General features: G+C 65.3%; 20 protein-coding genes. 4 read left to right on the forward strand and 16 right to left on the reverse strand.

All coding sequences use genetic code 11. The features are described from left to right. Window positions 1-12 precede the first annotated feature (12 nt). Together Rhe02_RS08470 and Rhe02_RS08475 are read right to left on the reverse strand one after the other, a co-directional pair. On the reverse strand, window positions 13-1596 hold the full coding sequence (locus tag Rhe02_RS08470) for an FAD-dependent monooxygenase (RefSeq protein WP_203907533.1): 1584 nt from the start codon (window positions 1594-1596) through the stop codon (window positions 13-15). 81 nt (window positions 1597-1677) lie between these two features. After that, the gene (locus tag Rhe02_RS08475; RefSeq protein ID WP_203907534.1) at window positions 1678-2064 is read right to left on the reverse strand and encodes a MerR family transcriptional regulator; all 387 of its coding nucleotides are present in this window, start codon (window positions 2062-2064) and stop codon (window positions 1678-1680) included. A 108-nt stretch (window positions 2065-2172) separates the two neighbouring features. Between Rhe02_RS08475 and Rhe02_RS08480 the strand changes: the two genes are divergently transcribed. From Rhe02_RS08480 to merT, 4 genes are read left to right on the forward strand one after another with little or no spacing between them, the layout of a single operon-like run. Then, entirely contained in the window at window positions 2173-2589 is a 417-nt protein-coding gene (locus Rhe02_RS08480; RefSeq protein WP_203907535.1) for a hypothetical protein, read from the forward strand. Between the two features lie 47 nt (window positions 2590-2636). Continuing rightward, window positions 2637-3002, forward strand: coding sequence for a hypothetical protein (locus Rhe02_RS08485; protein WP_203907536.1), 366 nt, complete (start codon window positions 2637-2639; stop codon window positions 3000-3002). Between the two features lie 25 nt (window positions 3003-3027). Then, window positions 3028-3465 carry a MerR family transcriptional regulator gene (locus tag Rhe02_RS08490; RefSeq protein WP_203907537.1) on the forward strand — a complete coding sequence of 146 codons (438 nt, stop codon included), beginning with the start codon at window positions 3028-3030 and terminating at the stop codon, window positions 3463-3465. Further along, on the forward strand, window positions 3462-3764 hold the full coding sequence (gene merT / locus Rhe02_RS08495) for a mercuric ion transporter MerT (protein WP_203907538.1): 303 nt from the start codon (window positions 3462-3464) through the stop codon (window positions 3762-3764). Before Rhe02_RS08490 ends, merT begins: the two co-directional genes overlap by 4 nt. 210 nt (window positions 3765-3974) lie before the next feature. Here merT and Rhe02_RS08500 read toward each other — a convergent pair whose 3' ends face one another. The 14 genes from Rhe02_RS08500 to Rhe02_RS08565 all read right to left on the reverse strand — a co-directional run bounded on the left by Rhe02_RS08500 (window position 3975) and on the right by Rhe02_RS08565 (window position 20957). Beyond that, window positions 3975-4736 (reverse strand): ABC transporter permease, encoded by a 762-nt coding sequence (locus tag Rhe02_RS08500; RefSeq protein WP_203907539.1) that lies wholly within the window; start codon window positions 4734-4736, stop codon window positions 3975-3977. Further along, window positions 4733-5506 carry an ABC transporter ATP-binding protein gene (locus Rhe02_RS08505; protein WP_203907540.1) on the reverse strand — a complete coding sequence of 258 codons (774 nt, stop codon included), beginning with the start codon at window positions 5504-5506 and terminating at the stop codon, window positions 4733-4735. Before Rhe02_RS08505 ends, Rhe02_RS08500 begins: the two co-directional genes overlap by 4 nt. A gap of 14 nt (window positions 5507-5520) precedes the next feature. Then, entirely contained in the window at window positions 5521-6378 is an 858-nt protein-coding gene (locus tag Rhe02_RS08510) for a pentapeptide repeat-containing protein (protein WP_203907541.1), read from the reverse strand. A gap of 12 nt (window positions 6379-6390) precedes the next feature. Then, window positions 6391-6720 (reverse strand): PadR family transcriptional regulator, encoded by a 330-nt coding sequence (locus Rhe02_RS08515; protein ID WP_203907542.1) that lies wholly within the window; start codon window positions 6718-6720, stop codon window positions 6391-6393. 179 nt (window positions 6721-6899) lie between these two features. Then, on the reverse strand, window positions 6900-8840 hold the full coding sequence (locus Rhe02_RS08520) for a potassium transporter Kup (protein WP_203907543.1): 1941 nt from the start codon (window positions 8838-8840) through the stop codon (window positions 6900-6902). Window positions 8841-8951: 111 nt separating this feature from the next. After that, window positions 8952-10127, reverse strand: a complete 1176-nt coding sequence (locus Rhe02_RS08525) for a low temperature requirement protein A (RefSeq protein ID WP_203907544.1) — start codon at window positions 10125-10127, stop codon at window positions 8952-8954. Window positions 10128-10176: 49 nt separating this feature from the next. Beyond that, on the reverse strand, window positions 10177-10860 hold the full coding sequence (locus Rhe02_RS08530) for a response regulator (RefSeq protein ID WP_203907545.1): 684 nt from the start codon (window positions 10858-10860) through the stop codon (window positions 10177-10179). After that, a complete protein-coding gene (locus Rhe02_RS08535) occupies window positions 10857-13397 on the reverse strand; it encodes a DUF4118 domain-containing protein (protein WP_203907546.1) in 2541 nt (846 codons plus the stop codon). Before Rhe02_RS08535 ends, Rhe02_RS08530 begins: the two co-directional genes overlap by 4 nt. Before the next feature lie 35 nt (window positions 13398-13432). After that, window positions 13433-14335 carry a potassium-transporting ATPase subunit C gene (locus Rhe02_RS08540; RefSeq protein ID WP_203907547.1) on the reverse strand — a complete coding sequence of 301 codons (903 nt, stop codon included), beginning with the start codon at window positions 14333-14335 and terminating at the stop codon, window positions 13433-13435. Beyond that, window positions 14335-16437 carry a potassium-transporting ATPase subunit KdpB gene (gene kdpB / locus Rhe02_RS08545; protein WP_203907548.1) on the reverse strand — a complete coding sequence of 701 codons (2103 nt, stop codon included), beginning with the start codon at window positions 16435-16437 and terminating at the stop codon, window positions 14335-14337. The genes Rhe02_RS08540 and kdpB overlap by 1 nt, the downstream gene beginning before the upstream one ends. Further along, window positions 16437-18107: a potassium-transporting ATPase subunit KdpA gene (gene kdpA / locus Rhe02_RS08550; RefSeq protein ID WP_203907549.1), complete on the reverse strand. Its 1671-nt coding sequence runs from the start codon at window positions 18105-18107 to the stop codon at window positions 16437-16439. The genes kdpB and kdpA overlap by 1 nt, the downstream gene beginning before the upstream one ends. Then, window positions 18107-18196, reverse strand: a complete 90-nt coding sequence (gene kdpF, locus Rhe02_RS08555) for a K(+)-transporting ATPase subunit F (protein WP_203907550.1) — start codon at window positions 18194-18196, stop codon at window positions 18107-18109. The genes kdpA and kdpF overlap by 1 nt, the downstream gene beginning before the upstream one ends. A 270-nt stretch (window positions 18197-18466) precedes the next feature. Continuing rightward, the gene (locus tag Rhe02_RS08560; protein ID WP_203907551.1) at window positions 18467-20428 is read right to left on the reverse strand and encodes an SPFH domain-containing protein; all 1962 of its coding nucleotides are present in this window, start codon (window positions 20426-20428) and stop codon (window positions 18467-18469) included. 58 nt (window positions 20429-20486) lie between these two features. After that, window positions 20487-20957: a YdeI/OmpD-associated family protein gene (locus Rhe02_RS08565; RefSeq protein ID WP_239123568.1), complete on the reverse strand. Its 471-nt coding sequence runs from the start codon at window positions 20955-20957 to the stop codon at window positions 20487-20489. Between the last annotated feature and the right edge of the window lie 32 nt (window positions 20958-20989).

Below are 20989 nucleotides of genomic sequence, written 5' to 3' on the forward strand. Positions count from 1 at the left end.
AGACCTCTCTTACTATGGCTGCAGCCACCGGTTCAGGTAGCCGTGCAGTCTCGGCAGGCCGGTGACGCCAGCGCGCAAGCCGATGTATCCGTCCGGGCGGACCAGGATGAGGCCGGCGTCGCTGGGGCCGAAACCTAGACGTTGCAAGGCTTTTCCGGTCGCGTCGGTGCGGCCGGTCGCGGACAGGCGGTGGACCGCTACCGATCGGCTGTGCGGCGGGTGTAACAGTTCCCCGGCTGCGGGCCAGCCTGGCCCGCACAGCATCAAATGCCAGCCCGGCTGGCGCAACAACGTGTGCAGAGTCGTTGGCAGTCCTTCGTGGATGACTGGTGCGTCGGGCATCCGGTCGCCTGCCTTCGGCCCGCGGCGAGGAGCATGCGGTTCGTCGATCGACAGCGGGCTGCGCCGGTAGCTGATGGCCAGCTGCGAAATGGTGCGAAACCCGTACCGGCGGCTCAGTTTGGAGCAGACCACCAAGGGGATGAGGCGGGGCGCTACCTGCGTGCGGGCGAAGCTCACCAGCGGGTTGGTAGAGGTGGCGATGGTGAAGGCCCGGTCGGTGAACCGCAGCACCTCAGCACCGATCGGCACACGTTCCGGCTGGTAGGTGTCCAGCAATCGCAACGGGGCAAGGCCGGCCGTGACCTGGGCGAGTTTCCAGCCCAAATTGACCGCGTCCTGGATGCCGGTGTTCATTCCCTGCGCTCCGGCGGGGCTGTGGATGTGCGCGGCATCCCCGGCCAGAAACACCCGCCCGGCCCTATATTGCACCGCTCCCCTGTTGTGCAGCCGAAAATTCGTCATCCACACCGGATCGCGCAACCGCACCCCACCTTCCCCGGTGTAGGCGTCGGCCAACGCCTGAACCTCGGCCAGAAAGACGGGCTGCGCAACGGGTGTGTCATCAGAGCGCGGTCGCATGGCGAGCATTCGCCAGGTGGCTGGTTTGCCCAGCGGGAAGAAGAACAGCATTCCGTGCCGGGAAAGGAAGACGTGGGCCGCACCGGTTTCGATCCCGTCAGCCTCCAGATCCGCCAGCACAAAGGTTTGCGGGTACGCGGCGCCCTCGAAAGCTATCCCGGCCTGCTGCCGCACCGTGGAATGCGCGCCATCACAGCCGACGACGTATCCCACGTCGACCTGTTCCTGCCTACCGTCGCCGTGGCGAAGCACGCACTTAACCGCATCAGCAGTTTGTCGCATGTGGACAAGCTGGGTACCGCGTTCCACCACCACATCGCGAGAAGCAAGATGCTCACCCAGGATGCGTTCCGTTTCCGCTTGCGACAGGAACAGCAGGAACGGGTAGGCAGTATCCTCCACTCCGATATCGAACAACTCGACCGGCACCACGCGCCGCCCCGCGTGCATCCTCAGCTGGACAGCGCGATTGCCCAGGGCGACCAGCTCCTCGGTGACGCCGAGCCCGGCAAGCACCTCCAGCGTTCGCGGCTGGATCGCCAGCGCCCGCGATTCGCTTGCCCGGTCAAGGTTGCGGTCGACGATCCGCATATTGGTGCCGTAGGCCGCCAGCTGTGCGGCCAGGCTCAGCCCGGTCGGACCGGCGCCCACGACCAGCACATCCACATCGCTCATGGCGGCGACCCACGCCCGGTAGCTGCATCCATGTGGGCACTCCCGTCCAGCGGCACCTATACGTAGGTATCCTACACTAGCCTACGGCGCCTGGCAGTGTCCGGACGGCGCGAAGCGGCAGCGCCCATCGCGGCACTCGGCGATGGTGTTGGTGATGTTCAGGCGGGTCCGCTGCAGCTCGGCGATTTTGGCATCGATGCGGTCCACAACGGCTTCCATGCGCCACAGCTGGCTGGTTTGACTTGCCTCGCCGGAGTCGTGGGCGCGCAAGGCGTCGATGACCTCGTCGAGGGTGAAGCCGAGCTGTTGAAGCATGCGGGCCATGCGGATGCGCTCGACCGCGTCCGGCGTGTAGTCGCGATATCCCGAGGGCCGCCGTTGCGCCGGCGGCAGGACTCCGCGGCGCTCATAGAAGCGCACCGTGTCGATGGTGACCCCAGCGTCTGCGGCGAGCTGACCGATCTTCACATGGGACCTGATTTCTTCGACGTCTTGACTCTGGACCTAAGTCCAGAGTTTACGTTTGGAGGGCAACCGGGGCAACACCCCCGGTCAGATCCCGAAGGGTGGCAACAGGTGGAGGACAACATCATTTCGATGCCGGACAGGCCGGTCATCGCGTGTGACATGAGCACGGCTCCAGACACGCCGGACGAGCGGACCGCCGAATACGGCCGGCTGTTCGGGCAGCACCTGCTGGGCAAAGAGCGCACGGCCGAAGGGATCCGCTTCCGGCTGCGTGCCGCCGAAGGTGTGGAGGCGTGGGTGAGGGACCTTTCCGCGCGGGAGAAGGCGTGCTGCCCGTTCGCCGACTTCGAAATCGCCACCGCCGACGAAGAGGTGCGCTGGGACATCACCGTCGTCGACGACGATTTGGCCAGGGCGGCGCTGGACGAGTTCTACCAGGTGCCCGAGATGACAAGCGCCGGTGAAGACTGGCGGGTCATGGGACAACGGCTGGCCGATCGCGGCTTCAGCATCACCACCCGCTGACGTCCGGGGTTGCATCCTGTACCTAGGTACAGGTTTACCGTGGGGTCATGACCACACCGAACCTGCCGCCGGCCTGGGCGCCCGACGCGTGCACCCTGCCGACCGCAGACCGGCCGCTGCGGCTCTCCGAGTTCGATGACCTATTCACCGGCCTGACGTCGCTAGACCGGATCAGCCCCGTCCAGATTCGCCTGCACCTGGCCGGGGCCGCCGGGCTGGAGGCCACGGTGCGCAATCTCACCGCCCGGGAGACCGAGTGCTGCTCGTTCTTCACCTTCACCACCACACCGGTTCCGGGCACAGCCGACGGCCGGCTGACCCTGGACGTGGAGGTACCCGCAGCGCACATCGCGGTGCTGGCGGCCCTGGCCGAGCGGGCGGAAACCCTTGCCGCATCAGGAAAGGCGAGCTGATGCAAGCCAGCGCCGGAGGCCGGCCGTGAACAATGAGGGCGGGCTGCGTACCGGTGAGGTCGCCGAACAGGCCGGGGTCAACATCCAAACCTTGCGCTACTACGAACGCCGGGGCCTGATCGCCGAACCCGCCCGCAGCCCCGGCGGACACCGCACCTACCCGGCCGACACGGTCACCCTGCTCGCCGTCATCAAAGCCGCCCAGAAACTCGGGTTCACCCTCGACGAGGTCGCCGAGCTGCTCGCCACCGGCCGCCGCCGTCACCCCACCCGCGACCTTCAACACCGGGCCGCCGCCAAACTCACCGAAGTGGACCAAAAGATCGCCCACCTGCACACCATCCGCCAAGCCCTCACCCAGCTGATCGCCGCCCGCTGCGACAGCCTCACCAACTGCACCTGCGCCGATTGCCCGATGCCGTTTGCCGGACTGGCCCAACCCGAAGGACCCACACCACAATGACCACACCTGCCACGCAGCAGACGGCACACGGACAAGACAACAGCCCACCCAAACGCAGCAAGATAACCGGCGGGCTCGCCGCGCTCGCATGCGCGGCCTGCTGCGCCATCCCACTACTGATCGCCGCCGGACTGGTGACCGGCGCAGGAGCCGCGATCCTGGAGAAGACCCTGCTCGCCGTCGCCGCGCTGCTGGCGGCTGCCGCCCTGGGCATGTGGTGGTGGCACCGCCGCCGCCAAGCCGCAAAAGCCGTCGCCGCGGGCGCATCCGGCTGCGGCAGCGGCAACTGCTCCTGCTAACCCGACCTCCCGACGGTGGTCGCCGAGACCGAAACGCAGCTCCGAGCCGCGTTTGCTTGCACACGAACGCCACTGCCGTTTCCAACCAGACTGTCCCCGCGGGCCGCGACGGCTCACGGGTCACCGATGTCGACTGTCCGTTTCGGACACTCTCGTCACTGTCACGGCCGGCCGCCCGAGTGCTCTCGGGCGGCCCGCTTCCCTTGTGGCTCAGGCGACTTTGCGGTGGTACACCCTCATGGCGAACGCGTAGGCGACGATGAGGATGCCGGCGCACCAGCCCAGGGCGATCCAGATGTCATTGCCGACGGGCTGCTGCTCGAACAAGGCTCGCAGGGCGTTGACGATGGAGGTGACCGGCTGGTTCTCGGCGAAGGCTTTCACCGGTCCGGGCATGGTTTCGGTGGGGACGAAGGCCGAGCTGATGAAGGGCAGGAAGATGAGCGGGTAGGAGAAGGCGGTCGCACCGTCGGTGGAGGAGGCCGCCAGCCCCGCGATCATCGCAACCCAGGTCAGGGAGAGGGTGAACATCGCCAGGATCGCGGCGACGGCGAGCCAGTCGAGGATTCCCGCCGAGGTACGGAATCCCATCACCAGCCCGACGGCGATGATGACGACCACCGAGATGGCGTTGGACACCACCGAGGTCAGCACGTGTCCCCATAGGACAGACGATCGTGCGATCGGCATGGAGTGGAACCGTTCGAAGATGCCGCTTTGCATGTCGTTGAACAACCGGAAGCCCGTGTAGGAGATGCCACTGGCGATGGCGATGAGCAAAATCCCGGGCATCAGATAGTTGGTGTAGTTGTCGGTGCCGGTCTGGATGGCACCGCCGAACACGTAGCGGAACAACAGCATGAACGCGATCGGCATGATGGTGACGGTGATGATGGTGTCCATGCTGCGGGTGACGTGCCGGATGGACCGGCCGAGCATTACCCCTGTGTTGCTGATGACATGTGCGCTCATCGCCGCGCTCCTTCCTTGTTTCCGACGATCGCCAGGAAGATCTCTTCCAGGGTGGGCTGACGTTCGACCAGTTCGGCCTTTGCGGGCGGCAGGAGCTGACGTAGCTCTGCCAGAGTGCCGGAGACGATGATGATGCCCTGGTGCAGGATGGCTATGCGGTCGGCCAGTTTTTCGGCCTCTTCCAGGTATTGGGTGGTGAGAAGGATCGTCGTTCCTTTGCCGGCCAGGCTTTGGATCTCGTGCCACACTTCGAGGCGGGCTTCCGGGTCAAGCCCGGTGGTCGGCTCGTCCAGGAAGATGACCGGCGGGTCGCCGATGAGGCTCATGGCGATGTCGAGGCGGCGGCGCATGCCACCGGAATAGGTCGCTACTCGGCGTCCTCCCGCATCGGACAGGCCGAACCGTGCCAGCAGGTCGTCGGCGACGGTGCCAGGATTGGGTACCAGCCGCAGCTTGGCGACCATGATGAGGTTCTCCCGGCCGGTGAGGATCTCGTCGACCGCGGCGAACTGCCCGGTCAGGCTGATCGACTCCCGAACCCGCTCCGGCTTGGCCACCGCGTCGAATCCGTTGACTGTTGCCGTTCCGCCATCTGGTTTGAGCAAAGTGGACAGGATGCGGACAACGGTGGTCTTGCCGGCTCCGTTGGAGCCGAGCAGCGCGAAGATGCTCCCGCTGGCCACCGAGAAGTCCACGCCTTTGAGGACTTCGAGTTTGCCGTAAGACTTTTGCAATCCGCTGACTTGGATGGCGAGGGGTGGGGTTTTCATGTGTCGCTCTCTCCTTATTCGACAGTCACGTTGGCGGGGGCAACGCCGAAGCCTTTGAGCGCGGCGTAGGTCAGCTTGTCCATGCGCGCCCCTTCGAAGTTCACAGTGGCCAAGGCCCGGTAGTACTTCTTGCTCCAGCCACGGAAGGAGCAGTCGCGCAGGATCGCCCCTCGCATCGACACGCCCTCAAGCCCTGCCCGGTCGAACTTCACCCCGGTGAAGGACGCCCCGTCGAAGTTGAGGCCGCTCAGATCGGAGATGGAGAAGTCCACGCCGGTGAAGGTGCAGCGCTCGAAGATGGTGTGGCGAAGGTCGGTCTTGCGGAACGCGACATCGATCAACACCGCGTCGGCGAAGCGGACTCCTTCGAGACCGGAGATGCTGAAGTCGGTGCGCACCAACCGGGTTCGGTGGAAGCTGGAACCCTTCAGCTCGGAGGTGGTCATGACCGCGTCGGTCAGGTTGGCGCCGTCGAAGTTCGCCTCGGCCAGGTCGCTGCTCTTGAACTTGCCACCGGTCAGATCCGCGTTGGCGAAATTGGAGCCACGCAGCGCGCTGGTGCTGAACTTTCCGTCCCGCGCCACCACACCGGCGAAGTCGCTTCCCCGCAGGTCGGTCGAATCGAATCGGGTCACGACCTTTCGCTCCAGCACCCGAGACAGTTGCGACACCTCCTGCACCGTCTCCTCGATGTCGCCGATGCTGTCGACGGTCATCTCGAAAGCGGTCTCCTCGTCCTTGCCTTCGGCCAGCAGCTCGCGATATCGCTCCTGCAGGTCGGCGAGCAGATCAGCTTTGAGCTCACCGACGCTCTTGGTGCCCTCGTAGGTGGCGAAGATGCCGTCGATGTATTCGTTCAGCCTGTTGTTCATCGTGGTTTCCCCTTACAGCAGCGTGTCCAGTACGCGTTTGGCGTACGCCCAGGTGGTTTTGTTGTGCGCGTAAGTCGCGTGGCCTTTTTCGGTTACCCGGAAGTACTTGCGTCTTCCGCCCTGGGATTCGTCGCCCCAGTACCACGTGATGTCGCCATCGGCTTCCAGACGCCGGACGCTGGAGTACATCGTGGCTTCCTTGAGCTCGTACTCGCCCTTTGATCGTTCGCCGATCAGCTTGACGATCTCGTAGCCGTAACGGTCTGCCTCCGTCAGCAACCGCAAGATCATCGTGTCGGTGTTCCCCCGTAGCAGGTCAGATGTGACCTTGTTCGTGCTCATACCTCACCTCCTGAGCTACACCGTAGCTCGCACTACTGTGACTGTCAAGGTACTAGGGTATTCGAGGTAGGCCGATGGGTATGGTGGGTCCAGCGTGCGACTGGTTTAATTTCTACCTTGAATTTTTTAACATCTCAACTAGATGATCTTAATTTATTCAAGGTAGTTAGCTGAAGTCGTTAAACCTCGATGTGAGAGCCCATGATGATGGTGCGGTCGCGCGGCAGGGCGAAGTGTTCGGCGGCGTCGGCGGTGATGTGTGAGGTGGCCACGAACAGCCGCTTGCGCCACGGCACCATCGAGGCGTCGGGGCCGCTGCGCAATTCAATGGTGGAAAGGAAATAGGAGGCGTCGTCGAGGTCGAGGCGCCCCTCGGTCTGGGCTGGGTCCAGCATCCGCAGCGCGGCCGGCACGTCAGGGTTTTCCATGTAGCCGAAGCGCGCCGTCACATGGATGATGCCGTCATCGGCGTGGCCGAGGTCGTCGACGATAAGCCTTTCCTCGGCCGGCACTCGCGGCATCGGTTCGGTTTGCACCGACAGGATCACGACGTGCTGGTGGCGGACCCGGTTGTGTTCCACGTTGGCCCGCAACGCCAGTGGCGCGGTTGCCTTGCCCCGGTTGAGAAACACGGCGGTGCCCGGCGTGCGGCGGATCAGGGCTTTGCCGTCACGCAGTTTGGCGACGAACTCGCTCAGTGAGCCTTCGCGCTGCTGACGGCGAGCGGTGACCAGCTCACGCCCACGCTGCCATGTGATCATGATGGTGAAGGCGACAATGGCGATCAACAGCGGCAGCCAGGCGCCGTGCAGGATCTTGGTCAGGTTGGCGGCCAGGAAGAGCAGATCGACGCCGAGCAGGATGACCGCGCCAATAGCCAGCAGCCACACCGGTGTCTTCCACTTCAGGTGGGCGACATAGAGGAACAGTGTCGTGGTGATGGTGATAGTTCCGGTGACCGCCATGCCGAACGCGAAGGCGAGCGCCGCCGAGCTGCGGAAGGCGAACACCAGGATCAGCACGGAGGTCATCAGCAGCCAGTTGATCCACGGTACGTAGATCTGGCCAATCGTCGACTCGGAGGTGTGCGCGATCCGCAGTCTGGGCAGATAACCCAATCGTGCGGCCTGCGCCGCGACCGAGAACGCGCCGGTGATCACCGCTTGCGAGGCGATCACCGTGGCGGCGGTGGCCAGCAGTACCAGCGGCAGCCGCGCCCAGCCCGGGGCGAGCAGGAAGAAGGGGCTGCTGATGTTGGCCGGGTCTTCGAGGATCAGCGCGCCCTGGCCCATGTAGCTCAATGCGCAGGCGGGCAGCACGAGGAACAGCCATCCTCGTGCGATGGCCTTGCGGCCGAAGTGACCCATGTCGGCGTACAGCGCCTCGGCGCCGGTGATGGCCAGCACGATCGCGGCCAGCGCGAAAAACGCGACCCCGAAGTTGCCGGCCAGGAACTTCAGCGCGTAAAGCGGTGACAGGGCTTTGAGGATGTCCGGATGGGTGGCGATGCCCACGACACCCAGGACGCCGATGGTGGTGAACCAGACGATCATCACCGGCCCGAAGACCTTGCCCACGGCCGCAGTTCCGCGCCGCTGCACCAGAAACAGGGCCACGATGATCACCGCTGTGATGGGGATGATCGCGTCTGCGAAGGCCGGGTTGACGACCTTGATGCCCTCCACTGCGGACAGTACCGAGATCGCCGGGGTGATCATGCTGTCGCCGAAGAACAGCGCGGCGCCGAAGATGCCCAGTCCGGCCAGGGTCACGGCCGCCCGCTTGCCGGTGCCCGAAGCCCACTGCCGCAGCAGGGTGATCAGCGCCATGATGCCGCCTTCACCCTGGTTGTCTATCCGCATGGCCAGAAGTACGTAGGTCACCGTCACGATGATCATCACGGACCAGAAGATGGTGGAGACCACACCGAAGACATTGTCGACCGATACCGGCACCGGATGGGGATCGGCCGGGTTGAACACCGTCTGAATGGTGTAGATCGGGCTGGTGCCGATGTCGCCGAACACCACGCCCAGGGCGGCGACGATCACTGCCAGCCGCACGACATCGCTTACCCCGCGGTCGTGATTCGTCTCGGCCTGTGGGTGATTGCCGGCCATTACCATTCCTCCGCCCGAGCGGTGGGCCACCGCATGATCGGTGTCCTCCAGCGGCACATTATCCGGCCCGCCGCCGGTGGCATCGGGCTGGGCGCGCCTCGCGCGAGACGCTCAAGGCTGGCTGGCAACGATTTGTGACTGCAGCGCACGGCTGCCCGTGCTCGCGGCATACGCGCACACCGCCATCCACGCGCCCATCAGCCAGATGAACACGTGGACATTAACCACGTTGCCGAGCAGCCCAAGCGGGAAACTGAGCATGAAAAGCGCCAGCCTCGCCCAGGTCGCTTTGTCGAAGTCGATCCGCATCCCCAGCAGATAGGTACCGATGCCGCAGCTGACCAACCAGTATCCGGCCACCGCGGGGTTGGGCAGCAGCAGCACCCGCAACCCTGCGGCGATCATGACGATGGCGAACGCGGGAATTATTCGCCCGGCGCCAAAGACCGATCGCGCAATTTCCGGTGCCCCGCCTGACATTTCCAGCAGTCGCTCGTAGGTGCGCGCCACGGCGTCGAAATAGGTCCACCACAAAGCGCCGGCCAGAACGAGCACACCGGCGGCATCCGGCCACGACAGGTCGCCGTGCGCCACTGCCGCCTGCCCGGCCGTCACCACGACCTCACCGAGCAGGATGATGATGAACAGGCCGAGCCGTTCGGCTAGATGCGGCACGTTGAGCGCGTACTCCGGATCGGTCGGCTTGAGCAGCCGCAGGCTTTTGCGCCAGTCTTTGCCCGTGTCCGCCTGCTCTTCGGCGGAGAGGCGGCGGGGTTTGCCCGCGGCGAACGCCGCGAGGGACTCGCTGACGATCACGGCCGCCCACAGCAGCCACCACAACGGGCTGGGCAGCAGCAGCGACACCACCAACGCGATGGCCGACGCCCCGTAAGCGGACGCGATGCGTCTGGACAGGTCGCGCCCCTGCACCGCGTTCATGACCGCAAGCAGTGCCCGGGCGGCGGCAAGGCTCAGGGTGAACGCCACCCGGTGACCATCCATGAGGGCGGGCAATGCCACCGCCGCCAGCCCGCACGGGACGGTCGCCGCGATCAGCGCAAGGCGTTGCCATGCCGAACGGTCGTCGCCGTAACGGTTGTAGAAGACGACGAACCCGATCCAGGTCCACCACAACACCGCGAACAGGCCCAGACCCTGCGCCAGCCCGGCCCATCCCGGATGGTCGGCCACCACATGGGACACCTGCGCGATCGCCAGGACGAAGACCAGGTCGAAGTAGACCTCGATCCACGCTGCTTTCTTCACTGCCGGGATGGGGGTGATCATGCCGCCCATTATGATCAACCGCCGGTCGCTCGCAAAACCGATAGCCGATTCAGGGGTTGGCCAGGAAGCGGTAGCCCATGCCCGGCTCGGTCAGCAACTGGCGGGGGTGGGCCGGGTCGGGCTCGAGTTTCCGGCGCAGTTGCGCCATGTACTGGCGCAGGTAATTGGTTTCCGATGCGTACTGCGGGCCCCACACATCGTGCAGGAGTTGCTTTTGGCTGATGAGCTTGCCGGGGCTGCGCACCAGAAGACTCAGCAGGTGCCACTCGGTGGGGGTCAGGCGCGTCCCTTCACCACCCTCGGTGCTGGTGATGAGATGGTTGGCGACGTCGACCGAGTGCCGGCCGATGAGCACAGTCGTGGCGGCCTGGCCGGCATGGCGGCGGGTGACGGCCCGCATCCGGGCAAGCAGTTCGTCGACGCCGAATGGTTTGGTGACGTAGTCGTCAGCACCCGCGTCGAGGGCCTTGACTTTGTCTTCGCTTCCGGCCCGCCCGGAGAGCACGATGATGGGCGCGTCGGTCCAGCCGCGTACCCGCCGGATGACCTCGACGCCGTCCATGTCGGGCAGGCCGAGGTCGAGGACGATGAGGTCGGGTAGGTAGGCGGCCGCGCTTTCCAGCGCCGAGCCACCATCGGCGGCCGTCTGCACGTCGTAGTCGCGGGCGCGCAGGTTGATGCGAAGCGCGCGCAGGATTTGCGGCTCGTCGTCGACGATCAGCACCTTCGTCATGTACCGGTTCCTTCCGCCTGTTCCAAGGACAGCACCATGGTCAGTCCGCCGCCCGGGGTGGTCTCCGGGGTCAGGGTGCCGCCCATCGCCTCGGCCAGGCCCCGGGCCAACGCCAGACCCAGGCCCACGCCGGTGGTGTTGTCGCGATCTCCTAGCCGTTGGAATGGCAGGAAAACCTTGTCCCAATCGGCCTCGGGGATTCCTGGCCCGTGGTCGCTGACACGTAGCTCGACACGTCCACCATGTTCGCTCGCCGACAGCAGCGGCGGCTGTCCGGGCGGACTGAACCGCAGCGCATTGGTGATCAGGTTGACCAGAACCCGTTCCAGCAAGCCGGGATCGGCGCGCACCGCCGACAGGTCCGCCGCGATCTGCATGCGTACAGCGCGGGCGTCCTCGCCGATTTCGTCAAGCGCGTGGGGGACGGCTTCCTCCAAGCCGATCGGCCGCAGTGACACCCCGAGGACACCGGCTTGCAGCCGGCTCATGTCCAGCAGGTTGGCCACCAGCCCGGAAAGCCGGTCCAGCGATTCGTCTGCGGTGGCGAGCAGTTCGGCCCGGTCGTGCTCGTCGAAGTCCACTTCGGTGCTGCGCATGCTGGTGATGGCGGCCTTCGCTGACGACAGTGGCGTTCGCAGATCGTGGCTGACTGCGGCGAGCAGCGCGGTGCGCATCTTGTCCGCGGCGGCGAGCGGCTTGGCCGCGGCCGCTTCCCGGGCCAGGCGCTGCTGACGCAAGGCCGTGGCCGCTTGAGCGGCAAAGGCTTCCAGGATGCGCCGGTCCGATGCGGCCAGCGGTGGCCCGTTCAGGACGAGCGACAGGTCCTCACCGATGGGCACGTCGGCGTCACCGGCCCCGGGCGCTTCGGCGGTGGGCTGGCCCACCGACTCGGCGATGTACCAGCAACCGGGATCGTGGCGCATCTCCACGGTCTTGGCTGCGTCTGGTACCCGCTGAAGAAGAGTGACCGAGGTGAGCTGAAAGGTTTCCCGCAGCTGCTGCAGCAACGCCAGCAAAGGCCTTTCCCCGCGCAACACTCCTCCGGCGATGGTGGCCAGGATTTGCGCCTCCGCCCGGGCCGCGGCGGCGTCGCGGGTGCGCCGCGCGGCGAGGTCCACCACCGCTGCCACCGAGATGCCGACACCCGCGAACACCACCAGCGCCAGCAGGTTCTCCTGTTCGCTGATGGTCCATTGTTTGATCGGTGGGGTGAAGAAATAGTTCAGCAACAGAAATCCGCCGACCGCGGCCACGACCGCCGGCCAGAGCCCGCCGACCAGAGCGACGATGACCACGGCCAGCAGGAACAGCAGCACATCGCTGGTCAGGTTGAGTTCCCCGACGGTGGCCAGAAACAGCGTCAGCAGCGGCAGACCGAGCAGGGCCAAGGCGAAGCCGGCCAGCCGCCGATGAGGCGACAGGGCGCTGGCGGTGCCGGCCGGAAGGCGCCGGCCCCGATTGACCTCGGCGTGCGTGACCAGGTGAACGTCGATCGACCCCGACTCCGCGGTGGTGGTGACACCCACGCCCCGGGAGAAGATCTGCGCGAACCTGCCCCGCCTGCTCGCGCCGAGCACAAGCTGGGTGGCGTTGACGCTGCGGGCGAAATCCAGCAGCGCCTTGGGAACGTCCGATCCCACCACCTCGTGGTAGGTGCCGCCCATGCTCTCCAGCAACACCCGATGCTGCGCCAGCAGCGCCGGGTCGGCCCCGGCCAGACCGTCGTTTCGGGTGACGTGCACGGCCATCAGATCGGCACCGCGCGCCCTGTCCGCGATGCGCGCCGCCCGGCGCACCAGGGTCTCGCCCTCCGGACCGCCGGTCACCGCGACGACGACACGTTCCCGCGCTTCCCAGGTCTTGTCTATATGATGCTCGGCGCGGTACCGGTCAAGCTGATCGTCCACCTTGTCCGCCAGCCACAACAGCGCCAGCTCGCGCAGGGCGGTGAGATTGCCGATCCGGAAGTAATTGCCCAGCGCCGCATTAACCTTCTCCGGGCGGTAGACGTTGCCGTGCACCATCCGTCGCCGCAACGCTTCCGGCGTCATGTCGACCAGCTCGACCTGCTCGGCCTGGCGCACGATCGCGTCTGGAACGGTTTCGCGTTGCGGGACGCCGGTGATGGTTTGCACGACGTCGTTCAGCGACTCCAAGTGTTGAATGTTCAATGTGGACAGAACGGTGATCCCCGCTGCGAGCAGCTCCTCGATGTCTTGCCACCGCTTGACATGCGGGGAACCTGGCACGTTGGTATGCGCGAGCTCGTCGACCAAAGCCACCTGGGGATGCCGGGCGATGATGGCGGCAGTGTCCATCTCGGTGAAAGCGGTCCCTCGATACTGCATTTCCTTTCTGGGTACCACTTCCAGGTCGCCGATCATCTCGGCGGTGTGCTCGCGTCCGTGTGTTTCGACGAAACCGACCACGACATCGGTGCCCCGGCCTTTGCGGCGGTGGGCTTCCTCGAGCATGGCGTAGGTCTTGCCGACCCCGGGGGCGGCCCCGAGATAGATTCGCAGTTCTCCGCGAGACATGGGTTAATCCTCTCAAGACCGCCCCTGGGCGCTGGCTACAGGTTGTCCAGTGCCAGGTTGAGCTGTAACACGTTGACTCCCGGCTCGCCCATGAACCCGAGCACCCGCCCGTTGGTGTGTTCGGCGATCAGCGAGTTGACCTGTTCGAGCGAGATGCCGCGCGCCTTGGCCACCCGTGGCGCCTGGAGCTTCGCGTAGGCCACGCTGATGTGCGGGTCAAGTCCGCTGGCGCTCGCCGCCACGGCATCGGCCGGCACCGGAGAGTCGGCTGGGGCGTTACCCCGGATAGGCGTGAGCACTCCGGCGGAGTAGTCCTCACCGAACTGGGCGCATTCCACCTTCACCCCCTCGTACTCGGCGAGGAACGGGGTCGCCGGGCAGCGCTCGTTGACGCTGACCGCCCGCGTCACCTTGCCGGTGAGGCCGTTCTCGCGGAACACCCGCAGCACCGCCCCGACACCGTCTGCAGTGCAGAACGGCCGGCTGCCGTCCACACCCTCCAGCTCGCCGACAGCTTTGCTACGCGCGCACACTTGGCTCAGCAGCGCCTGCTTGCTGCCGTCGCCTTCCTCGGAGTCCGGGTCCAGCGCGGGATCCCCGAGCGTGTCCTCGATGGACTCCGGGCCGAGATTGCTGGCGGCGGTGGCGTCGAGGTCGTATCCATCACCGGCCGCGGACGGCCGGCTCTGGAAGTAACGCGGGTCGGCCATGCCGTCGGCGTCGGTGAACAGCTGGCCGATGAGCGTGCTGCCGACCGGTTTGCCGTTCACCTCGACGATGGAGCCGTTGGCATTGCCGCGCAGGCCTGGAATCTGGGCGATCGCCAGGATGGCAAAGGGATAGACCAACCCGGTTATCACCGTGAGAACCAGGACCGCGCGCACCGCGGCCCAATGCTGTGTCATCCAACTTGACCGTAATTCTGAAAAGCGCAGCATCACGATATCCCTGGTATGAGCGACACGATCATGTCGATGAGTTTGATGCCGATGAACGGTGCGATGATGCCGCCTAGACCGTAGATCCACAGGTTGCGGGTCAACAGCTTGCTGGCGCTGCTGGGGGTGTAGCGCACGCCGCGCAGAGCCAGCGGGATGAGCGCGATGATGACGAGCGCGTTGAAGATGATCGCGGAGATGATCGCCGTCGTCGGGGAGGTCAGGCGCATGATGTTCATGCCCTCCAGCGCCGGGTACACGCCCGCGAACATCGCCGGGATGATGGCGAAGTATTTCGCGATGTCGTTGGCGATGGAGAACGTCGTCAACGCTCCGCGCGTGATGAGCAGCTGCTTGCCGATCTCCACGATCTCGATGAGCTTGGTGGGATCCGAGTCGAGGTCCACCATGTTCCCGGCCTCTTTGGCCGCCGAGGTGCCGGTGTTCATCGCCACCCCGACGTCGGCCTGCGCCAGTGCGGGCGCATCGTTGGTGCCGTCGCCAGTCATGGCGACCAGCCGCCCGCCCTCCTGCTCCTTGCGGATCAGCGCCAGCTTGTCCTCCGGCGTCGCCTCGGCGAGGAAGTCGTCCACGCCCGCTTCATCGGCGATCGCTTTAGCTGTCAACGGGTTGTCGCCGGTGATCATCACGGTGCGGATGCCCATGCGGCGCATCTCGTCGAACCGTTCCCGCATGCCCTGCTTGACGACGTCCTTGAGGTGGATGACACCCAGCGCGCGAGCCTGCTGCCCTGACACGACCTCTGCCACCACCAGCGGCGTGCCGCCCGAGGACGAGATGGCGTCGACAACGTGACCGACCTCGTCGGTGGGGTGACCGCCGTTGTCACGCACCCACTTCATGACCGCGGTCGCCGCCCCCTTGCGTACCTGCCGTCCGGGCAGGTCCACTCCGGACATTCGGGTCTGTGCGGTGAACGGCACGAAAAGAAGGCCTGCCGTCTCCCGTTCGCGCAGGTTGTATTGCTGCTTGGCCAGCACCACAATCGAGCGGCCCTCCGGCGTTTCGTCGGCCAGGCTGGACAGCTGTGCGGCGTTGGCCAGCTCCTGCGCGTCGGTCCCGGCGACCGGCAGGAATTCGGCTGCCTGCCGGTTGCCCAGGGTGATGGTGCCGGTCTTGTCCAGCAGCAACGTGTTCACATCACCGGCAGCCTCGACAGCACGCCCGGACATGGCCAGCACGTTGCGTTGCACGAGCCGGTCCATGCCCGCGATGCCGATGGCCGACAGCAACGCGCCGATGGTGGTCGGAATCAACGCCACCAACAACGACACCAGCACGATGCCGGACAGACCGTCTTGGCCCAGCGCGATGGTGTCCGGTGCCGCGCCCTGCCATGCCTTGGCGTAGATGGCCATCGGCTGCAGTGTCACGACGGTCAGCAGGAAAATGATGGTCAAGCTCGCCAGCAGAATGTTGAGGGCGATCTCGTTGGGGGTCTTCTGCCGGTTGGCCCCCTCCACAAGCGCGATCATCCTGTCGATGAACGACTCCCCCGGCCGCTGCGTGATCTTGATGACGATCCTGTCCGAGAGCACCTTGGTGCCGCCGGTGACCGCGCTGCGGTCTCCGCCGGACTCGCGGATCACCGGGGCCGACTCGCCGGTGATGGCCGATTCGTCAACGCTGGCAATGCCTTCGATGACATCGCCGTCACCGGGGATGGTGTCGCCTGCCTCGCAGACCACCACATCGCCCTGCTTGAGCGCCACAGCCTCGATGGCCACCTCGTCGGTGGCCGGCCACCTTGGCAGCTTGCGCGCGATGGTGTCCTTCTTGGCCTGGCGCAAGGTGGCGGCCTGCGCCTTGCCCCGGCCCTCGGCTACCGCCTCGGCCAGGTTGGCGAACACGACGGTCAGCCACAGCCACACCACGATGATCCAGGCGAAAGCCGACGGGTCGGTGATCGCCAGGACCGTGCTGAACACCGCCCCCACCCAGACGATGAACATGACCGGGTTGCGCCACAGGCTGGCCGGGTTGAGTTTGCGCAAAGCATCGGGAAGGGACTTCCAGAGCATCCTCGGGTCCAGCAGGCCGGCCCCGATCTTCTTGGGGGATGTTGTTGCCAGTGTTGTCATCACAGACCTTCAGCCAGGGGGCCCAGCGCCAGCGCGGGCAGGAATGTCAACGCCACGAGGATCACGACGACACCGGCCACCATGGCGACGAAAAGCGGCTGGTGCGTCGGCAAGGTCCCCGCCGAGGCCGGAGTCGGCTTCTGTGCCGCAAGGGATCCGGCCAGACCGAGCACCATGATGATGGGAAGGAACCGTCCCAAAAGCATGCACAGTCCAAGTGCGGTGTCCCACCACGGCGTGTTGACAGTGATACCGCCAAACGCCGAGCCGTTGTTGTTCGACGCGGACGTGAACGCGTAGAGCACTTCCGAGAACCCATGCGGGCCTACGTTGGCCTGCGTCCGCCAGTTCCCGGAGGCCAGCGCCGCGGCCGTGCCGATCAGCACCAGCGCCGGGGTGATCAGGAAGTAGAGCGACGCGAATTTGATTTCCCGGGCGCCGATCTTCTTACCCAGGTACTCCGGAGTGCGCCCGACCATCAGCCCGGCCACGAACACCGTGATGACAGCGATGACGAGCATGCCGTAGAGCCCCGCGCCCACACCACCGGGAGCCACCTCACCAAGCATCATGTTGAACATCGGCATCATCCCGCCCAGCGCCGTGTACGAGTCGTGAAACGAGTTCACCGCGCCCGTGGACGTCAATGTCGTGGCCGCCGCGAAGGTCGCCGAGTCGGACACACCGAAGCGGATGTCCTTGCCCTCCATGGCCGCACCGATGGCCATCGGCACCGTGCCCGCGCCATGAAGCTCGAACACGTTGGTCAGCGCGATGCTGGCGATGGCCAGAATGCCCATCACGGCGATGATGGCGTAGCCCTGCCGGTTGTCCTTGACCATCCGGCCGAACACCCGCGGCAACGCCACCGGGATACAGAAGATGAGGAAGATCTGCAGCCAGTTCGTCCACGCGCTGGGGTTCTCGAACGGATGCGCGGAGTTGACGTTGTAGAAGCCGCCTCCGTTGGTGCCCAGCTCTTTGATGGCCTCCTGCGACGCGACCAGCCCGCCGGTGAGGTGCTGCTCGCCGCCGGTCAGCGTCGACACCACCGTGCCGTCGGTGAAGTTCTGCACCGCGCCGCCCGCAATGAGCAGGATCGCCGCCACCGCACTGATCGGCAGAAGGACTCGCAACGTGATCCGGGTCAGGTCGACCCAGAAGTTGCCCAGCTGCCCGTTGCGCGAACGGGCGAAGCCGCGCACCAGCGCCACTGCCACCGCTATACCCACCGCCGCAGAGACGAAGTTCTGCACGCTTAGCCCGGCCGCCTGCACCAGATGGGTCATCGTCGACTCACCCGAGTAGGCCTGCCAGTTGGTGTTCGTCACGAAACTGACCGCGGTGTTCCACGCCAGGTGGTCGAAAACCCTTTCGTTGATGCCGGTTTCGAAGTTGGGGTTGGCGAACAAGAAATCCTGCAGGCGCAGGAATGCATACAGGAACAGCAGCGAGACGGCCGAGAACGCCAGCACGCTGCGCGCGTAGGTGCCCCAGGTCTGCTCTGCGGCCGGGTTCACCCCGATGGCTCGGTACAGGCCGCGCTCAACAGCGCTGTGCTTGCTGCCGGAGACGACCCGGTACAGGTAGTCGCCGAGATAGCGGTACGCGACCGCCAGCGCGACGATGAGCGAGAGCACGAAAATCACTCCCGCGGATGTCGTGTTCATCAGAACCTCTCCGGGAAGAGCAGCGCCACCACCAGGAAGACCGCCAGCCCCGCCGCGATCACCAGGCCGATCACATTCGTTGCGGTCACAGTCGCTCGGCTCCCCTGATCGCCAGGGCGAGCACGGCGAACAGGCCGATAGTGAGCAGCACGTAGACGAGATCGCCCACCGCGTGCCTCCTTAGCTGGTTATCGTCCGTTTTGCGTGTTCTACGAGCTTCATTCAAACAGTTCGTTGACACGCATCAGAGGAAACCCGAAGTGGCACGCGGATGGGAGAGCTCTTGACGGCATCCATACGTGCGGCCGCCGAATTTTGACGCTGCCTTGACGGAGCAGTGATTTCCCGCTCATCCGGCCTTAGCCCGGCTGACCATCCTGGGCAGGCGACAGCTTTCGCATGAGGGTGGCGGCCAGGCCGTCCAGGCTGGATCCGTTGCCGGTGACCAGGATGTCGGGGACCACGTTGATTTTGCCTTCGGCTACAGCGCCTGCTACCGCCACCAACGCGGTGGGCATCTCGCCGATGGCTTCCCGCTGCGCGGCGAATCCGGCCGCGCGGGCGACGCCGAGGGCCTCGGTTGCCTTGGCCTCGGCCAGTCCGATGGCCTGCACCCGGTCGGCCTCGGCCTGCCCGGTGATCCGCGTGTACGCGGCATCCCCGCCGGCCTGCGCTTCGCGGGCTTGTGCCCGGTTGCCGTTGATGTCTACGGAGACCTGCGCGGCGGCCAGTTCCGCTTGCATGTCGGCCGTGCCGCGTGCTTTCTCCATCTCGATTCGCGCGGTCTGGGCGGCCTGCTGTTCCTTGTATGTGGCGCGTTCCTGGTTGGCTATTTCGCGGCGGGTCAGCACGGCGACCAGCTCGTCGGGAAAGACGACATCCTGGATGTAGACGCCTTTCGTTTCGATCTCGTAGCCGGCCAGGTAGCGGGTGACCGCGGTGTGCGCGCTTTGCTGCACCTGCTCGCGGGTCTCGATGAACTTGACCGCCTCCAGCGCCTGCAGCGTATTGCGGAAATGGTTGCCCACGGCCGACTGAAGAACCTCGTTGACGAGATTCTTCATCGTGCCCACCATCGAAATCACCTTGGGCGCGCGGGCATCCGGCACGTGGATCTGCACCTGCAGATCGATGGTGAAGATGAAACCCTCCCGGCTCTTACCCACAATCGGCTCCAGGCGGGCGTCCAGATCATGGGCCTGCGAGGCGGCATTGGCCCAGTTGAGCGTCAATATGAAGGTGGGTACGAGCTCGGCGGCGTAGATGCGGGGATTGATGGCGTATTTGCCTGTCCGCAACGGCTCCTGCCAGATGCCGCGGTGCCCCGGCGCCACAATGCTGCCGAACTTGAACTCCTCGCCCGAAGTGTCCAATGTGGGCAGCCCCACGAAGGACTTGATGACGGCGACCTGCCCTTGATTGACCACCAGCATCGGCACCAATTCCACCCGCACCAGGAACGGATTGAGCAGGTATGCGCCGTACAGCAGCGGATCGTGTTGCAACCCGATCCGGCCGCCGGCATCCAGGAACGCTTGGAAGTCCTGGTAATTGTTGTGCAGGCCGTTCTTGGTACCCATCAAAATGTCAATGACCTGAGCATCGGTGACCGCCCGATCGGTTTCCAGCGCGACAATGTCGTCGAAGGCGCCGATCCGGCTGGCTAGATCACCAGAAGGCAACGGCTCACCCTCCAAAGTGGTCACCAACCCGATGACGTCGGTCGTGCCATGGGGTGCGATCACCGCCACCTCAAGCTGTTTGGGGTCAAGCTTGAAAGACTGGGCGACAAGTTTGCCTCCCCGAGCCAGCGCCGCGAACTCCGGCGCGACCGGCAGCCCATGCACGTGCCGGGCGGTGATGACCAGGAATCCCACGGGATGGATCGGCACCAGCGATCCCGGTGGAAGCACCGGCCGCTGCACACCCTTCTCCCCACCGCCGGAGATGAAGCCGCGCAGATCGGTGAAGGTGCCAAACTCGGTGCGGTACCGCGCACTTTTCGCACCGATCGGCAACGACCGCCCGACCTGGGAGATCACCACACCGATCTCGCCGGCCTGGATCTGTACCCAAGGAAACTTGGTGACAGTGAAGATTGGCCACCATTTCATCCGCATCCCCGGCATCAGCAGGTCGGCCTGATGTCCGGCCTCCCGATTGAAGGCGATTGGATTGTCATCGGGCAGCTTGCGGCCAAAACGCTTGGTGACCAGGCCGACCTCGGTCGGACCTATCCGGTGCACCGACTTGGCCACCATAAGAAAGAACACGAGGAGCACACCGATGGCTGCTCCTACCGCGAGGGCAATAAGCTCCACGCCGCAAACAGTACGCCCGTCCGGCTAACTGGTCGCGTATGGATTTCGTCAAGACCTTTCAGGATGCCCCGCGTTCCTTTTGCCCATTTTCCAAGAGCGTGACCATTTCGGCGATCCGGCGCGCTCGCTCGTCTGGGCGGCGTTTGGTGCCGTCGATCCAGCGCAGGTAAGCCTTGCGGTAAAACTGGGCCAGCCCGTCGAAGAAGGCACCGGCCCGCGGGCTAGCCTCCAGCGCCGCGGCGACATCCGCTCCGAGGTCACCGCGTTGCGGCCCTTCGGGAATCAGTTCGACCTCGACGTGCCCGCCGATGGTCGCCCGGCTGTCACGCAGCCATGCCGCTCCTACGGCAAACCCGTGAACACCATCAGCGCCGGTTTCGATCACACCACGAAATCCGCAGCCGTTGAGCGTGCCCGTGACGGGATGACGAGGTTTGACTCCCCACGCTGCATCAGGGTCAAACGGGACGGCGATGAAACCTCCATTGCGTCCACGACCCGACATGATCGCAGAAAACCGTTGCGGCATCACCGGCCCATCTTCGCACCAGCGACGGCTCG

This window comes from Rhizocola hellebori, assembly GCF_016862955.1.
Classification (GTDB): domain Bacteria; phylum Actinomycetota; class Actinomycetes; order Mycobacteriales; family Micromonosporaceae; genus Rhizocola; species Rhizocola hellebori.

What these genes read in the sequence shown, in the direction of transcription:
- Rhe02_RS08470 (WP_203907533.1), bottom strand. Translation starts at nt 1,596, where the DNA reads ATGAGCGATGTGGATGTGCTGGTCGTGGGCGCCGGTCCGACCGGGCTG.
- Rhe02_RS08485 (WP_203907536.1), top strand. Translation starts at nt 2,637, where the DNA reads ATGACCACACCGAACCTGCCGCCGGCCTGGGCGCCCGACGCGTGCACC.
- merT (WP_203907538.1), top strand. Translation starts at nt 3,462, where the DNA reads ATGACCACACCTGCCACGCAGCAGACGGCACACGGACAAGACAACAGC.
- Rhe02_RS08500 (WP_203907539.1), bottom strand. Translation starts at nt 4,736, where the DNA reads ATGAGCGCACATGTCATCAGCAACACAGGGGTAATGCTCGGCCGGTCC.
- Rhe02_RS08505 (WP_203907540.1), bottom strand. Translation starts at nt 5,506, where the DNA reads ATGAAAACCCCACCCCTCGCCATCCAAGTCAGCGGATTGCAAAAGTCT.
- Rhe02_RS08510 (WP_203907541.1), bottom strand. Translation starts at nt 6,378, where the DNA reads ATGAACAACAGGCTGAACGAATACATCGACGGCATCTTCGCCACCTAC.
- Rhe02_RS08515 (WP_203907542.1), bottom strand. Translation starts at nt 6,720, where the DNA reads ATGAGCACGAACAAGGTCACATCTGACCTGCTACGGGGGAACACCGAC.
- Rhe02_RS08520 (WP_203907543.1), bottom strand. Translation starts at nt 8,840, where the DNA reads ATGGCCGGCAATCACCCACAGGCCGAGACGAATCACGACCGCGGGGTA.
- Rhe02_RS08525 (WP_203907544.1), bottom strand. Translation starts at nt 10,127, where the DNA reads ATGATCACCCCCATCCCGGCAGTGAAGAAAGCAGCGTGGATCGAGGTC.
- Rhe02_RS08530 (WP_203907545.1), bottom strand. Translation starts at nt 10,860, where the DNA reads ATGACGAAGGTGCTGATCGTCGACGACGAGCCGCAAATCCTGCGCGCG.
- Rhe02_RS08535 (WP_203907546.1), bottom strand. Translation starts at nt 13,397, where the DNA reads ATGTCTCGCGGAGAACTGCGAATCTATCTCGGGGCCGCCCCCGGGGTC.
- Rhe02_RS08540 (WP_203907547.1), bottom strand. Translation starts at nt 14,335, where the DNA reads ATGCTGCGCTTTTCAGAATTACGGTCAAGTTGGATGACACAGCATTGG.
- kdpB (WP_203907548.1), bottom strand. Translation starts at nt 16,437, where the DNA reads ATGACAACACTGGCAACAACATCCCCCAAGAAGATCGGGGCCGGCCTG.
- kdpA (WP_203907549.1), bottom strand. Translation starts at nt 18,107, where the DNA reads ATGAACACGACATCCGCGGGAGTGATTTTCGTGCTCTCGCTCATCGTC.
- Rhe02_RS08565 (WP_239123568.1), bottom strand. Translation starts at nt 20,957, where the DNA reads ATGCCGCAACGGTTTTCTGCGATCATGTCGGGTCGTGGACGCAATGGA.